This is a genomic window from Streptomyces sp. 150FB (assembly GCF_000818195.1).
Lineage (GTDB): Bacteria > Actinomycetota > Actinomycetes > Streptomycetales > Streptomycetaceae > Streptomyces.
This window is the reverse complement of record NZ_JTHL01000001.1, coordinates 1115357-1130292: the sequence shown is the minus strand read 5'-3', so window position 1 is coordinate 1130292 and position 14936 is coordinate 1115357. Positions and strand designations below refer to the sequence as shown.

The following is a 14936-nucleotide window of genomic DNA, read 5'->3' as shown; positions in this document are numbered from 1 at the left end:
ATCAGCCCCGTAATTTTCAAGATCCGCGAAGCGCGAAGCCATCAACCGGGTTGTTCCGTATCGGCGGGTGCGTGGAAGTTCGGGCGCGGGAACAAGGGTGTCCGTGACCGGCCGGACGGGACTGCCGCCGCTGCCGAACGCGGGAGTGCCCCGTTCGATGACGGAGGCACTCCGACGGCCCGCTGGCGGTGCCAGATGGCTCGTACGACGTGACGTCGGTCTCCGGGGCCCGATCGAGGCCCTGGAGACCGGCGTTCCCTTCCGCGCCCGGGCGGACCGGCGGGACCGGTCACCGGTCACCGGTCACCGGGCTCAGCGTGCGGTCCGGCCCGGGGTCAGATCGCGGCGAATCCGTTGTCGACCTGTAGATCGATGCCGTTGATCGCGGACGCGTCCGGCGACACGAGGAACGCCACTGCCGCTGCGACCTCGTCGGGCCGCACGAGCCGCCCGTTGGGCATCAGCGTGGCGAGGTGGGCGAAGAGGCCCTCGCTGTCACCGTCGCCGGCCAGGCTCGCCAGACCGGGCGTCTCGGTGCTGCCGGGACTCACGGCGTTGACGCGGATACCGCGGGGCGTGAGTTCGACCATCCACGACCGGACGAGGTTGCGCCCCGCCGCCTTCGTGGCGGCGTACACACTCCGCATCGGGCCGCCCTTCACACCGTCGACCGACGACGTCACGACGATGGATCCGCCGTCGCTCATGAGCCGGAGGCTCTTCTCGACCGTGAAGATCAGCCCCTTGAGGTTGATGTCCAGTTGCCGCGCCACACCGGCCTCGGGGAGGTCCGCGAGCGGGGCCGGCTCCAGGACCGACGCGTTGGCGAAAAGGATGTCGACGCGTCCCCACCTCTCCTCGACCGCGGCGTAGAGGCGGTCCAGGTCGTCGAGATCCGCGACGTCGGCCCGTACACCGAGCGTGTCGCCTCCCAGCTCGGCCACCGCCTTGTCCAGTTCGGCCTGGCGGCGGCCCGCGAGGACGACCGAGGCCCCTTCGGATCTGAATCGGGCGCCGGTCGCCAGCCCGATGCCGGTCGTTCCACCGGTCACGACCGCAACCTTGCCGCTGAGGACACCTGCCATGACATCTCCTTCGTTCGATGAGGTTCTTGCCTGTGGGCCGCGAGCTGTGCTCGAACGGCCGTTCCGGTCGGGACGCAACAGCTGAGGGCCAGGGGACTGACCGCTTCCGGACCGTTCGTTTCCGGAACCGGTTACGGACAGGCCAGCCTCCGGACCGGTCAGTCCCGGACCGATCGGTCCCATGTTGCTCAGCGACCCGGGCGCTGTCAATCAGCACTCCCGCCGGTCCCCTGCTCGGGGAGCGTCAGGGGGCGCTCCACGAGCACTGCTCGCGCGGCACGCGAACCCGCGCCCGGCACGCATCCGTACGGCGCGTGGGCTCGCGCGGGCGCGAACACGCCCGGATCCCGCGACAATCGACTCGGAAGCGTTCAGTGCTCACTGTCGAGCAGATCGAGCAAGGGCTTCATGTAGCGTTCGCCGGCGGCGGAACCGCGGGGCACGGCTTTCTCCGCCTCGGCGATGGCCGCCTCGTCCACCCTCAGCGCGGCACCGCTCAGCACGTCCGCCAGTTGGACTCTCGTGCGGGCGCCGACGAGTGGAGTGATGTCCTGCCCCTGCGCCGCGACCCAGGCGATCGCGAGTTGCGCGGTGGTCAGGCCGTAACGGCGTGCGGTTTCAGCCAGCGCGTCCGCCAGCGCGAGGTTGTGCGCGAGGCGGGGATCCTGGAAACGCGGCAGGCCGTTACGGAAGTCCTCGGGTGCCAGGCCCTGTTGCCGTTCGCGCGACCAGTGCCCGGCCAGGAGGCCGCGAGAGAGCGGGCTGTAGGCGGTGACGGGGATGCCGAGTTCCCGCGCGGTGGGGATGACGTCGTTCTCCGCGCCCCGGGAGAACAGCGAGTACTCCAACTGGACATTGGCCACGGGATGGACCGCGTGGGCCTTCCGCAGGGTCGACGCGCTGACGTCGGTCAGCCCGATGCCGCGGATGTAACCGGCCTGAACCAGCTCCCCCAGCGCTCCCACCGTCTCGTCCAGCGGCACGTCGGCGTCGGGCCGTCCCGGCCGGTAGAGGTCGATGTGGTCGGTGCCCAGGCGGCGCAGCGAGAAAGCCAGTGAGTTCTTGAGCGCTACGGGCCTGCTGTCGGAGCCGGTCCAGCCGCCACCGGGCTCGCGCAGGGCGCCGAACCGGAGGGCGATGACGACCGATGCCCGGTCGCGCCCTCGCAGAGCGTCGCGCAGCAGCAGCTCGCCGTGCCCCATCCCGTACGCGTCGCCCGTCTCCACGAGCCGGACGCCGCCGTCGAAGGCGGCGTTGAGCGTCGCGAGGGATTCGCCATCGTCGCTCGGTCCGTACAGCTCGGACATGCCCATGATGCCCAACCCCAGTTGGAGCTCCTGGTGCGACCCTGCCTTGTGATTGTTCATCACGCCTTCTTTCGTTACGGGGACGACCCGTGACCGGATGGCACGGCAAGACGACGGGTCGCTTTACGCAACCGACAACATCCACCGAACGCCGGCCACGGGCATCCGCAATCCACAACTCACACTTCCGCACCGCACACTGCGGCCACCTGTGCACCGCGGCCACCCGCGCACCGGACCTCCGGCAGTGCGAGGCCCGGCCGGCCCCCGACACCGGGGCGCTCCGACGAAGGGGCGAATCCCCACGCGCGGCGCCCGGCGACGCGGCCTCGGCCGACCAACCGCGGGCACCTTCTCGGCACTCACGATGTAATGGCCTTTTCATAGTAGAGCATGTCGCGTAGTCTTCTTCTCATGGTTTCCATGGCTGACACAGGCACTGCCGGCGCGGAGAGGACGCGGATCGCCGACCTCGCCGGAGCGATCGCGGAGCTGCTCAACTCACGTCCCCACGCGACCCCGCAGATCCCCGACAAGCTGGACGACCCGCAGGCCGCGCGACGGCTCCTGTGTCCGTTCGGGCTGGACACCACCGCCGACCCCTCCCCGGAGCAGCTCACCCTCGTGCGCACGGTGCGCGCCGACCTGATGGACGCCGTGGCGGCTCCGGACGACGACGTCGCGTGGGACGCGCTCACCGAGCATTCCGCCTCGGCGGACTTCCGGCGGACCTTCTCGGCAGGCGAGGCACGGTTGCACCAGGTGGCGGGAGACCCGCTGCTGGGCGGCGTGATCAGCGCCGTTGCCGACGTGGTCGGCGCGGGAGCCTGGGCGCGCCTGCGCGTGTGCGGGAACCCGGACTGCCGGGCGGTCTTCCATGACACGACACGCAGCGGCTCGCAGCGCTGGCACTCGTACGAGCTGTGCGGAAACCGGGCCAATGTGGCCGCACACCGGAACCGGAAGCGGATCGCCTCGGCACACCAGGACGACAGGGCCTGAGCAGGCCCGCGGCACCCCGGGCCGGTGCCCGCGGATGCGCGGGCACCGGCGCGTTCCGGTGGTCGCAGCGGCGCCGGTCACCACAGGCAGGTCCGACCGTCCGGCACGGGTGCACCGCCCGACACGGACGCGCCGCCGTCCCACCGATCCGCCGCCCCTTCCCCTGGACACGCCGAGTGTCCGACGCGCCGCCGCCCCCACTGGACTGGCGCGGCGCCGTACCGCCGCGCCGCGGTCTCACGCGCCACCGCTCCCCAACGGAGCCCCTGACCGCCTCCCGTTCGGGCCCCTCACCGGCCGACGGGCCGCGCCACCGGATCACCCCGCGCCGCGCCCCGCCCCGTGCGACGGGGAGCCCCGATGGGCCTCTCGGGCCCGCCGGACACCGGCAAGACAGGTTCTTTTTCGAATAGCCCTTTACGTGGCGGCCGATGTGATGCTAAAAACGTAAGCGGCAAACGAAACAAGGCGATTACCAACCGGCCGCCGTCTGCCCCCCAACCCTCAGGAGAGTTGCATCATGAGTCACATCGTTCTTACCGCCGTCGGTGGAGACCTCGACGAAACCCTGTCACTGAGCGACGAGAAGGCCCCCGCGCCCACCGGAGACGAGTTGCTCGTCGCCATCGAAGCGTCCCCGGTCAACAACGCGGACATCCTCTTCGCAGCCGGCTGGTTCGGCGTGTATCCGCAGCTTCCCGGCGCGATGGGCGCGGAGGGTGTGGGCCGCGTCGTCGAGGCCGGCCCCGACGCCGACCAGAGCCTGGTGGGCCGGCGCGTTCTGGTCCTCCCGACATTCGTCCAGGGCACCTGGGCGGACCACGTGGTCATACCGTCGCGCAGCGCGATCCCCGTCAGCGGAACTGCCGACGCGCTCCAGCTCGCCATGCTGCCGGTCAATCCGGCAACCGCGTACGCGCTGCTCCACGACTACGCGAAGCTCCAGCCGGGTGACTGGATCGGTCTGAACCTCGCCAACTCGGCCGTTGGCCAGTACGTCATCGCGCTCGCCAAGCGGGCCGGAATCAGGACGCTCGCCGTTGTGCGGCGCGCCGACGCTGTCGGCCCGGTCCAGGAGTCCGGTGCGGACATCGTCCTCGTGGACGGCGAGGACCTCAGCGGCCGTGCGGCCGAGGCCCTGGCCGGCAACGAGCTGAAGCTCTTCTTCGACGGAACCGGGGATCCGGAGCAGATCGCGCGGGTCTCCTCCTCCGTGGAGGCCGGCGGAAGCATCGTGGCCTTCTCGTCGGCCACCGGCCAGACGCCGACCCTCCCGCTGCCGGACCTGATCTACCGCGGCGTCTCCCTGCGCTCCTTCTTCATCCTGGGCTGGCTCGGCCGCACTCCGCGGCCCGAGCTGGAAAGGATCTACGGCGAGCTCGCCGCGCTCGTGGAATCGGGCGGCCTCAGCGCCTCCGTGGAGGCGACGTACCGGCTCGACCAGCACCGTGAGGCACTCGCCCACGCCCAGCGTCCCGGCAGGACGGGAAAGATCCTCTTCACGCCGGGCCGCTGACACGACACCGCCCTCCAACTCCTCCCACACCTCTCCCACCCGTAAAGAAGTGAAAAAAATGTCCAAGATCCTCGTCGTTGTCACCGCTGCCGACCACTGGACCCTGGCCGACGGCACGAAGCACCCCACCGGCTTCTGGGCCGAGGAACTCGTCGCTCCCCACGCCCTCTTCCGCGAGGCCGGCCACAACGTCGTGATCGCGACGCCCGGCGGTGTCGCGCCGACGATCGACGCCCGGAGTCTGGCCGCCGAGGCCAACGGAGGACAGGAGAGGGCCGACGAACTCGCACGAGCCCTCGACGAGATGGAGGACCTGCGGAAGCCGGTGAAGCTGGCGGACGTCCGCGTGGAGGACTACGACGCGGTCTTCTACGCCGGAGGACACGGCCCCATGGAAGACCTCGCCGTCGATCCCGTCTCCGGCCGGCTGCTGGTCGCGGCGCTCGCCTCGGGCAATCCCCTCGGCATCGTCTGCCACGGACCCGCGGCCCTGCTCGCCACGGTGGACGGGGCGGGACAGTCCGTCTTCGCCGGCTACCGCGCCACCGGCTTCACCAACGCCGAGGAGACCCACGCCGGTTTCGCGGACAAGGCGAAGTGGCTGCTGCAGGACCGCCTCGTGGAGATGGGTATCGAGTTCGACGAAGGCCCTGTCTTCCAGCCCCACGTGGTCGTCGACCGCAACTTCCACACCGGCCAGAACCCGGCGTCGTCGGCGCCCCTGGCCCGCGAGATGCTGAAGGCGATACGGCACTGACCGGACATGCGGTCCGCGCTGCTCGGAGGTGCTCGTGCCGGTTCGGAGGCGCGAGCACCTCTTGGCGGGCCGGTGCGCCGCCGCGATCCCGCTCAGCGGCGTCGGGCGCGCGCCACCAGGTCCTCGGCGAGTGCCACCGCCGCCTGTGCGGCGCGATCGCCCCCCGGATGGGCAGCGGCCGCGTACATGCCTTCCACCACCAGCCAGAGCTGCTCGGCCAGCGCGTCACCGCCGCGGGGATCGATCCGTCCGGCCAGTTCCTCGACACGGGCCCGGGAGTCCCGCACACACTCCACGGCGATGCGGCCGGGCTCGTCCGAGTGGTCGGCGAACTCCGCGAGGTAGTTGCGGAACGGACAGCCGCGGTAGTCCGGAGCCTCGACGTTCGCGGCGATGTCCCGCAGGAGCGCCGACATCCTGGCCTCCGCGTCCTCACCCGCGTCGCGCAGCGCCCGCTCCGTCATCTCGTCCTGTTCCCGGCGCCGGAGGCCGAGGTACGCGGCGACGAGGTCCGTCTTGCCGGGAAACTCCTGGTAGAGCAGGTTCTTTCCGCATCCGGTCTCGTCGATGATGCGCTGCATCCCGATGGCACGGACACCGTGCTCGTAGAACAGTCTTGTGGCCGTGCCGAGAACCCGAGCCCGGGTGTCGGTGGCTGCCGTGCGAGCCAACAGGGACCTCCTCCGACCGGCTGTGCCGCAGTCAGGCCGAGGCTACCGGGGCCGGGGCGCGCGCGGTATTCCGGCCCGGACCGGGAGCGCGGTCCGGGCCTGGTCCCACCCCGTCCCACCCGTTCCGCGCGCGGCCGGACGGACCCGGACACGTCCGTGCGGGATGACCCGGTCCGTGCCCGGCTCCGTGTCCTGCCCCGCCGGCGCACCGCGTCACGATCCTGCCCGAGCGCGCTTCGCCACATCCGGCTCGACGCCCGCGCACGGTCTCTCGGCGTGGCACGGCCCGCTTCCCCGTCACCGGCGGCCGGCGTCCTCGGGAGGACTTCAGTCAGTGGTACGCGTGGACGACCGCATGTCCCTTACCTCTGCCGATCATCCACTTGTTGACCGGCGTGGTGACGACGAACGCGAGGAGGAGCGAGGCCGCCAGTGAGCCCCAGAACAGGCCGTCCGACAGGGTCGCGTCCAACGCTCCGGGCACACCGACCATGAAGCTGTTGTCGATCAGTTCCATGACGGCGATCGACAGGGTGTCGGCGGCGAGCGCCACCTTCAGCGCCTGCCGCAGCGGCACGTTCGCCCGCAGCACGCCTCGTGCCGTCAGCGCGTAGCCGAACACGAAGGCCAGTACGACGGAGATGATGACGACGGGTCCGTTCGCCAGGCCGGCGGCGCATCCGGTGAGGCAGTGCAACGTGGCCTGGGCCGCGGTGCTCCATCCGACGGCCCCCGGCCCGTGCGTGTGCGTGCCCGCGTGCGCGTGCTCGGCGTGGTGGGTGTGCCCGGTGTGTCTCGGTGCGCCGGGACGGGCGCGAGCCGATGGGGCTCGGAGCGGCGATCGGAGCCCTGGTCACCGAGCGGGCGTGGGAGCTCCCGGCCGCCGGCGCGACGCTGCGGGAGCGATGGGCGGCCATCGCCACACGCTCGGCCCAGCCCACCCATACGTCGTAGCCTGCGTACCCAGGCTCCGCAGGTAATCCTGGTTCGCGGCCCCCGCGGTCCCGATCACCGCGATGCCGCGCTCACCACCGCCCACCCCAAGACCGGCCCCGCCGGAACGCCTGCGACGGGGCCGCCGACGAGAGGATGAACCCATGAGCAACCTGATCACCTTCCTCCGCGCCAGGCTCGACGAGGACGAGGAAGCTGCCAGCGCCGCAAGCCCGGGCCCGTGGCACCTCAACGAGGAAGGTGACAGGGTGCTCGCAGTGGACGACATCACGGTGGCCGAAGCCTTCGCGCTCAGCGATCGGCAACTCAGAGCGACGGCCAAGCACATCGTCCGCCACGACCCGGCCCGCGCCCTCACCGACGTCGAGGCCAAGCGGGGCATCCTCGCTGTACACCGCCCCTACGTCCCCGAGCCCGACCAAAAGTGTCTAGGGTGCGCCGGCGGCATCCAATGGGAGCGATGCCCGGTCCTGCGAGCGCTCGCACTGGCCTACGCCGACCACCCGCACCACAGCCAGGATTGGCGGCTGTAAGCGACCGTGGGTAGATGTACCGCGCGGACACCTCACCGCCCGCCAGACTGCCGCCGCCCTTGGCATCCCCTTCGGGGGCATACGCCAGCTCGTACGACACGGCCAACTCCACAAGGCCCGGCGGCACCGATCGCCCGGCACCATCGCAGCAATCCGCGCCACCATGGAGGCCGGCGCCGACGAAGAGGACGACGCCCTCTTCGAGCGCCTGGCCCGCGGCGAGAACATCGGCGCCACCAAAGCCGGCCGCTCCGACTCGGAGGTCGCGTGAGCCGCTACCAGATCCAGTACGCCCCGCCCGCCGACCAAGCCCGCCACACCATGCCCCGAGCGCTGAGGGCGGCCTTCGACGCCGGGATGCAACGCCTGGCTGCCGACCCGTACGGCCACGACTCCACCCCGGTCAAGGACGTAGCCGACCGCCGCCAGGCCACCGTCAGCGGAGTCGTCATCCGCTACTACGTCAGCGACACCGTGTTCACCGTCACCGTCGTCCGCATCTCTTCATCTGACTCACAGCCCCAGAATCGTCAGGTTCACCTCTGGATTCACAGAACAGGAACAAGAGATATCTAGCGGATCGGTATCTGGATCAACGAAGGGACTCTTCTCGGGGGTCCTGATTTGGGGAACAGCCCTCCATGGGGCCCCGTCGGCCCTCATACGCTGAACCTCTATCTTCCATCCGGCCGCTGGCAGCGCCGCACGAGCGGCCTCCCGCGCGGCCTGCCGCTGCTTCGCCTCCGCCTCCGCGATCGCTACCTGGATCAGCTTCAGACACGTCGCATGCCAGATCTTCAACGTGCGGAGACGCGGCAGATCCGGCGGAAGTTCGAACGTGTGCCCGATTCTATGTATGGTCGGGCCGTGTCGGCCGAGGGGGCCGCTCCGGTACGTCGTAGGGTCGGGGATGTGGCGATCGAACTGAGAGACGAGCTGGTCGGCCTGCCTTTGACAAGTGATCTTGGCCGATTGCCAGGAGAGCTCCGCGGTTCAAGCGGCTGATCACCGCGCATGAGCTGCATCTGTTCTTCTCACCGAGCCGCGATGCGCTTCAGTGGGCGGCCGATGGCACGGACTGCGATGAGCATCTGCTGGCCCTGCTGCTGATGCTGAAGTCGTACCGGCGCATGGGGTGTTTCCCGGCGCTGGAGGACGTCCCGGAGATGGTGGTGGACTTCGTCCGGCGGGCGGTGGAGCTGCCGGAGGGCACGCTGCCGGTGTACCGGGCGGAGCGTACGGCCAAGCATCACCGGGGCCTGGTCCGCAAGCAGGTCGGTGTGACGTACGACCAGGCGAACAAGCGGCTGGCGTCACCACGGCGGGTAGCGGAACGTTCAGCGCCAACCTCGGTAAAGCACCAATACTCGGTGCGCTCAATCAATGCGGCGGCGCCGACCTGGGCCCCGAGAACGTAGGAGGTATCGCGATGGGGCCCGGTTCGGCGGTAGGGAAACTCAACTCGAACATCTTCGATAGGGGCTGACCGAACGGCTGCCGGTCAAAGGCCTCTGGCAATCGATCTTGATCGATTGTCAGAGGAGACCGGCCCCCACTCGCTGAGATGGGCGCGCCCACGGCCCTGGCCGTCACGGCTGCCGCGGTGACGGCACCACTCGTCAGCGCACAGTCCGCGACAGCCGGAGGGGTCGGAGACTTCCTCTCTCCCGCCTTCGGTACGAACTGTTCCAACCACATACATCGGGGCTGGAGAAGGCGGTGGAGGCCGGGCTGGAGCTGCCGGGGTTCTCCACCTTCGACAAGATGGCTTCGAAGATCCGCACCGAGGTGACCGCCTCGATCTGTGCGGGTATCCACGACCGCATGAGCGGCGCTCGGCGGGCGGGGCTCCTGCGGCTGCTGGAGGAGCGCGACAGCGACGGGACGACGCTGTTCAACCGGCTGAAGAAGCCCGCCAAGGGCCCGACCTGGTCGCACTTCAAGAACCTGACCAGGCGTCTGGATTGGCTGGACGAGCTCGGCGACACCGATGTGTGGATGGACGGAGTCGCTGTGGGAAAGATCACCGACTTCGCCGGAGAGGCGGATGCGGGGACGCCTCGGAGCTGCGGGACGTCGTCCCCGTCAAACGCATCGCGCTGGTCGCGGCCCTGACGCACAAGGCGCGGATGCGGGTGCGGGACGACCTGGCGACGATGTTCTGCAAACGCGTGGCGACGAAGATCAAGAAGGCCAAGGCGGAACTGGAGGAGATCCGGCTCGCCGAGCGGGAGATCGTCGAGGCCCTGATCGGGAACTACCGCACGGTGCTCAAGCACATCGACGAGGGCGGCCCGGCCCACGGGGCGCTCACGAAGGCCGCGGCCATGACCGCCGAGACTCGCCAAGCCCTTGAGGGCCTGGATGAGGAGGCGTCGGTGGACGAGGTCGCGACGCGGCAGGAGGGCAAAGTCTCCCCGGCTGTGATCGCCCTGGTGAAGGCCCAGTTGGTGCAGGCCGGCGGGTTCGGCACGGTGACGAAGGCGGTGGAGGGCTTCGGCGGGTTCGCCAAGCAGTACGAGCAGATCGAGAAGGTCTCCGCCCACCACGGCAACTTCTGGGAAGTGCTGCTGTACGGGCAGATCGGCCGGGACCGGGCGGTGATGTTCGACCGGGCCGACAACGACAAGCTGAAGTTCACCGCGACCAGCGAGGACAGCCGGGTACCGGACGCCCTCGCGCACGCCCAGCGGCATCAGGCGGCCCGCGGCGAGTACATCACCGCCTTCAACGAGGAGGGCAAGGAGGTCGACCTCTCCTTCACCACGCAGAACTGGCGCAAGGGCGTGGTCGACAAGACCCGCACCGGGCAGTTCGTCCGCAAGCACTTCGAGGCGATGGTCTTCACCGCGCTCGCCGAGGAACTGCGTACCGGCGACGTCGCGGTGGTCGGCTCGGAGGAGTACGCCGACTGGTCCGAGCAACTACTGGCCTGGGAGGTAGTCCAGGAGACGCTGGGGTCCTACCTGGTGGAGGTCGGCCTCGCCGAGGCGGGCGAGAGCGCCGAGTCCGACGCGACGTTCTTCCGCCGGCAGATGGAGGACAAGCTGCGGGGTGCCGCCGCAGCGGCCGATGCCGGGTACCCGGAGAACGACGGGCTGGTCATCGACCCGGAGACGGGCATCCGTCACTGAAGGCGTTCAAAGCGGACGGTCAGCGGCCCTCGGCGAAGCGGCTGGAGCAGGAGATCAAGGCGAGGATGCCGGAGCGCTCCTTGATGGGGATCGTGGCCCGGACCGCGTACTGGGTGGAGTGGTGGCGCCGTTTCGGCCCTCCGTCCGGCAACGAGCCCAAGCTGGACGATCCGTTCGGCCGGTACGTCATTACGACGTTCGTGAAGTGCACCAACATGGGCCCGTACGAGGCACCCCGGCACATCCCTGGGGTGTCCGGGCACGAGCTGTCGTACGTCGCGAACCGGCACTTCTCCATCGTGCTGCTGAACGAGGCGGTCTCTGACCTGGTCAACGCGCCCGCCCGCCTGGACATCTCGCAGGCGTGGAGGGATGGGACCGCGGTGGCGGCGGACGGCACCCACATGGACACCTATCTCGACAACCTGCTCTCCGAGACGTCCGTGCGGTACGGCAAGCCGGGCGGCATCGCCTACCACCACGTCTCGGACACCTACATCGCGCTGTTCACGCGCTTCATCCCGTGCGGGGTGTGGGGGGCCGTCTACATCATCGAGGGCCTGCTGAAGAACACTTCCGAGGTGCAGCCGACCACCGTCCACGCCGATACGCAGGGCCAGAGCTTTCCTGTCTTTGCGCTCGCCCACCTGCTGGGCTTCGACTTGATGCCCAGGATCAGGAACTGGAAGGAACCGACCTTCTACCGGCCGACGAAGCAGAGCGAGTACGTGCACATCGACGCCCTGTTCGGCGAGAGCGGCAAGCACACGCACGCGCACGCGCACTTGGATCGGCGAGTGTGAGGCCGGTGCTGGCGGCCGCCGCGGGTATCGGCGGGCAGATTCGCGACCAGCTCCGCAAGCGCGTCCGCCGTGACATGGGCCGATTCCTCGGTGCGAGGCCGACGGCCCCGGGAAGCGTGGCCACGGGTCGCCGTCCGGCGCTGAATCGCCGGCCCTGGATGCGCTGTCGTATCCGTTCTGGATATGGGGCCCGCTGGGGGCGGTGCACTGTGTGCGGATCAGCGGGCGATCGAGAGCGCGAAGGGCGTGAATCCGCTGGACCGAATCACGTGCGGTACGAACAGTATCGCGGCCTCCGTAGCGCGGGCGGTCTGGATCCCGCCGAGATCGGTGATCCACTCCTTGCGCCAGCCGAGGTTGATGAGCAGTTCACGGACGGTCTGCTTGGCCTGCGGGTCCTCGCCGGAGAGGAAGGCGTCGGGTGCCTGGGTGAGCGTGGCGGGCGCGGTCATCACGGGAAAGAGCATGGTGTTGAGTGTCTTGACGACGTGCGTTTCGGGGAGCGCTTCCTGGAGTTGCTCGGCGAGGCTTGAGCCGGGGTAGATCAGGTCGGCGGGCAGTCCGTCCGGTCCGTCGACGGTGGCGTTGGAGACGTCGACGAGGATCTTGTCGCGCAGTTCCTCGCGCAGGGCGACGAGCCGGTCCAGCGAGCTGGCGCCCGGGGTGGCGTTGATGACGATCTGGGCTGTTCGGGCAGCGTCGGCGGCGGCGCCCGGCGCGCGGTCCGCCACGGTCACCTCATGCCCTGCCCGGATGAGTGCTGTGGCCAGGTTGCCGCCGACGCGGCCGTTACCGAGAACTGCGATCGTGGTCATGACGATCTGGTCCTTCCGTGCGTGCGGGGTGTGGTGCGCGGTCAGCGGGAGAGCGTGGCGACGGCCTCGGCGTGGACGCCGGGCGCGGCGGCCAGGAAGCTCTCGCTCTGCGGGGTCCAGGGGCGGCCCTCGGCGTCGGAGATCTGTCCGCCGGCCTCGGTGACGAGCAGCGCCCCGGGCAGCAGGTCCGCGCGGGCGCCGACGAACTGCCAGAAGGCGTCGATCCGGCCGGCGGCCACGTTCGTCAGGTGCAGGGTCGCGGGTACGGCGGTGCGCACGACGAGCGAGTCGAAGACCATCGCGGTGATCGAGGAGCCGACGCGCCGCACGACCTTCTCGTCCTCGTCCGGCCGGGCCTGGCTGGTGGCCACGATGCTCAGGCCGAGGTCCGCGGTCTGGGAGACGTGCAGCGGTCGGCCGTCGAGGTGGGCGCCCGCGCCGGCGAGCGCGGTGTAGGTCTCGCCGGTCAACGGCAGGTGGACCACGGTGAGCACCGGCTGGTTCTCACGTACGAGGGTGGCGGTCACCGCCCACTCCGGCAGGGCGTGCAGGTGGTTGACGTTGCCTTCGACCGGATCCACGACCCACCATTCGCCGGACGGCAGCACCCCGCCGTCCAGCTCGTCCTCCACCCAGCCCGCGTCCGGGCGCAGGCGCGTGAGGCGGGGGCGCAGGATGTCGAGGGCCGTGTCGTCGTTGGCGGCGAGCGCCCGCATCAGCTCCTCGCGGGTCTGGTAGCGGACCACCTCACCGAAGCGCTCGCGCAGCGCCGAACCGGCCGCGCGTACGGCGATCGCGGTCTGCTCGAGCAGGTCGGCGTCGGAGGCGGTGACGTCAGTGGTCTGAAGCGTTTCGGACATGGCGGTACTCCCGTGTGAGGAAGGGGTGTTGAGGCCGGTCGGATCGAGCTGTGCGTTCCGTCTTGCGCTCTGCTCTCGAAGGTATAGAGCCCCGTCATTAACTTCAAATGCATGTTAGGCACGGCTAGGATTACTCACATGCAATTGGATTTGAACCTGCTCACCGCGCTCGACGCGCTGCTGGAGGAGGGGAGTGTGGCCGGGGCCGCCGCGCGCCTGCACGTCACCGCCCCCGCGATGAGCCGGAGTCTGGGCCGAATCCGGGGCACGACCGGGGATCAGATCCTGGTGCGCACCGGCCGCACGATGACCCCGACGCCGTATGCGATCGCCGTCCGGGAGCAGGTGCACGAGCTGCTGCACCAGGTCCAGGGGGTGCTGGCACCGAGCCGTGAACTCGATCTGGCCACGTTGGAGCGCACTTTCACGCTCCGCTGGCACGATTCCCTGGTCGCCTTGAGCGGCCCCGCGCTGCTCGCGGCCGTGCGCGGACAGGCGCCGGGCGTGCGATTGCGCTTCGTCGCGGAATCGAGCATCGACACCCCCGAGTTGCGGCGCGGCGAGGTCGACCTGGAGGCGAACGCCAACTGCCCGAGCGCACCGGACATCCGTGCCGAGAACGTGGGCGAGACCCGCCTCGTCATCGTCGTGAGGCAGGGGCACCCCCTCACCCGCGTCAAAACCGTCACCGCAAAGCGGTACGCCGCCGCTGAGCACGTGACCGTCTCGCGACGTGGAAACCTCAGCAATGCCCTCGACGACGCCCTCGCGGGGCTCGGCCTCACCCGCCGCGTGGTGGCGACCGCGCCCACGGAAGCGGCCGCGCTGGAGTTCGCGCGCGGCTCCGATCTCCTGATCAGCGTCCCCGAAGCCACCACGCGGTCCGCGGTCGCCGACCTCGGCCTGGTCGTGCTCCCCCTCCCGCTCGAACTGCCGTCGGCACCGATATACCTGTCGTGGCATCAGCGCTACGACACCGACCACGCCCACACCTGGCTGCGCGGGCTGGCGCGAACCGTGCTAGCCATGTGCGGAGCGTCGTAGTCGGCGCCGTCCGGCCGCTTCACCCATACGTCCACGCGACCACCACAGCGATCTGCTTGAACGTCAGCAGCGGCTTGTCCGTGCGGGTGCTGGCCGTGGGGGCGGCCAGACCGACGCCTGCGGCTCAGGATCGCGGAACTGTGGGAGGGCGTCGGCGTGGCCCTCGGAGATCTGGGCGAGCATCTGGCCCTGGTCCTAGTCCATCACCTATCTCAGTGCCAAGGGCTGTACCGATGCCCCAAGGCCGATTTCATCCAGCAGGGAGAGGGTGGGCAGGCCGCCGGCCACGCTCAACCTGACACTACCGGTCCATAGTCCCGCCGCAGTCGTCTGTCGGCAAACGAACGAATGACGACAAACGCGGCAGGCGCCCAATGAACCCGGACTTTCCCGGGCCTGATGACGGCTCAGATCCAATGAGATCCGCCGGAGGATGACGAGAGGGTTAGACGACA

The 14936-nt window shown here is 69.6% G+C and carries 15 protein-coding genes and 2 pseudogenes; 10 read left to right on the top strand and 7 right to left on the bottom strand.

Going from position 1 to position 14936, the window contains the following annotated elements:
- Positions 1–335: 335 nt before the first annotated feature.
- Together QR77_RS04380 and QR77_RS04375 are read right to left on the bottom strand one after the other, a co-directional pair.
- Positions 336–1085 (bottom strand): SDR family oxidoreductase, encoded by a 750-nt coding sequence (locus tag QR77_RS04380; protein WP_040019753.1) that lies wholly within the window; start codon positions 1083–1085, stop codon positions 336–338.
- A gap of 371 nt (positions 1086–1456) precedes the next feature.
- Positions 1457–2452, bottom strand: a complete 996-nt coding sequence (locus QR77_RS04375; RefSeq protein ID WP_052488535.1) for an aldo/keto reductase — start codon at positions 2450–2452, stop codon at positions 1457–1459.
- A gap of 363 nt (positions 2453–2815) precedes the next feature.
- Here QR77_RS04375 and QR77_RS47720 point away from each other — a divergent pair, with 363 nt between their 5' ends.
- From QR77_RS47720 to QR77_RS04360, 3 genes are all read left to right on the top strand, one after another.
- Positions 2816–3394: a CGNR zinc finger domain-containing protein gene (locus tag QR77_RS47720; protein WP_052488534.1), complete on the top strand. Its 579-nt coding sequence runs from the start codon at positions 2816–2818 to the stop codon at positions 3392–3394.
- Between the two features lie 520 nt (positions 3395–3914).
- Positions 3915–4910: a zinc-dependent alcohol dehydrogenase family protein gene (locus QR77_RS04365; protein WP_040019752.1), complete on the top strand. Its 996-nt coding sequence runs from the start codon at positions 3915–3917 to the stop codon at positions 4908–4910.
- A gap of 58 nt (positions 4911–4968) precedes the next feature.
- Positions 4969–5667 carry a type 1 glutamine amidotransferase domain-containing protein gene (locus QR77_RS04360; protein WP_040019751.1) on the top strand — a complete coding sequence of 233 codons (699 nt, stop codon included), beginning with the start codon at positions 4969–4971 and terminating at the stop codon, positions 5665–5667.
- A 92-nt stretch (positions 5668–5759) separates the two neighbouring features.
- Here the strand turns inward: QR77_RS04360 and QR77_RS04355 are convergent, their stop codons facing one another.
- The 3 genes and pseudogenes from QR77_RS04355 to QR77_RS48255 all read right to left on the bottom strand — a co-directional run.
- A complete protein-coding gene (locus tag QR77_RS04355) occupies positions 5760–6338 on the bottom strand; it encodes a TetR/AcrR family transcriptional regulator (RefSeq protein ID WP_052488533.1) in 579 nt (192 codons plus the stop codon).
- Positions 6339–6669: 331 nt separating this feature from the next.
- Positions 6670–7035, bottom strand: a complete 366-nt coding sequence (locus tag QR77_RS04350; RefSeq protein WP_052488532.1) for a DUF4396 domain-containing protein — start codon at positions 7033–7035, stop codon at positions 6670–6672.
- 223 nt (positions 7036–7258) lie between these two features.
- Positions 7259–7365 (bottom strand): annotated as a pseudogene (locus QR77_RS48255) (NADP-dependent oxidoreductase); the annotation flags it as partial.
- A gap of 70 nt (positions 7366–7435) precedes the next feature.
- On the opposite strand from QR77_RS48255, the gene QR77_RS42055 reads away from it, so the two are divergent.
- From QR77_RS42055 to QR77_RS42040, 6 genes and pseudogenes are all read left to right on the top strand, one after another.
- The gene (locus QR77_RS42055; protein WP_052488531.1) at positions 7436–7825 is read left to right on the top strand and encodes a DUF6221 family protein; all 390 of its coding nucleotides are present in this window, start codon (positions 7436–7438) and stop codon (positions 7823–7825) included.
- A gap of 321 nt (positions 7826–8146) precedes the next feature.
- Positions 8147–8326: pseudogene (locus QR77_RS49955) on the top strand (hypothetical protein); the annotation flags it as partial.
- Between the two features lie 470 nt (positions 8327–8796).
- Positions 8797–9243: a DUF4158 domain-containing protein gene (locus tag QR77_RS04335; protein ID WP_078876479.1), complete on the top strand. Its 447-nt coding sequence runs from the start codon at positions 8797–8799 to the stop codon at positions 9241–9243.
- A gap of 301 nt (positions 9244–9544) precedes the next feature.
- On the top strand, positions 9545–9940 hold the full coding sequence (locus QR77_RS42050; RefSeq protein WP_052488530.1) for a hypothetical protein: 396 nt from the start codon (positions 9545–9547) through the stop codon (positions 9938–9940).
- Between the two features lie 14 nt (positions 9941–9954).
- Positions 9955–10959 (top strand): hypothetical protein, encoded by a 1005-nt coding sequence (locus tag QR77_RS42045; protein ID WP_052488529.1) that lies wholly within the window; start codon positions 9955–9957, stop codon positions 10957–10959.
- 65 nt (positions 10960–11024) lie between these two features.
- Positions 11025–11762 carry a Tn3 family transposase gene (locus QR77_RS42040; RefSeq protein ID WP_052488528.1) on the top strand — a complete coding sequence of 246 codons (738 nt, stop codon included), beginning with the start codon at positions 11025–11027 and terminating at the stop codon, positions 11760–11762.
- Positions 11763–11980: 218 nt separating this feature from the next.
- Here QR77_RS42040 and QR77_RS04325 read toward each other — a convergent pair whose 3' ends face one another.
- Complete coding sequence (locus QR77_RS04325; protein ID WP_040019749.1) at positions 11981–12577, bottom strand: NAD(P)-binding domain-containing protein; 597 nt, start codon at positions 12575–12577, stop codon at positions 11981–11983.
- A 41-nt stretch (positions 12578–12618) separates the two neighbouring features.
- Positions 12619–13437: a 3'(2'),5'-bisphosphate nucleotidase CysQ gene (locus QR77_RS04320; RefSeq protein WP_040019748.1), complete on the bottom strand. Its 819-nt coding sequence runs from the start codon at positions 13435–13437 to the stop codon at positions 12619–12621.
- Positions 13438–13575: 138 nt separating this feature from the next.
- On the opposite strand from QR77_RS04320, the gene QR77_RS04315 reads away from it, so the two are divergent.
- On the top strand, positions 13576–14481 hold the full coding sequence (locus tag QR77_RS04315) for a LysR family transcriptional regulator (RefSeq protein WP_040019747.1): 906 nt from the start codon (positions 13576–13578) through the stop codon (positions 14479–14481).
- Positions 14482–14936: the final 455 nt, after the last annotated feature.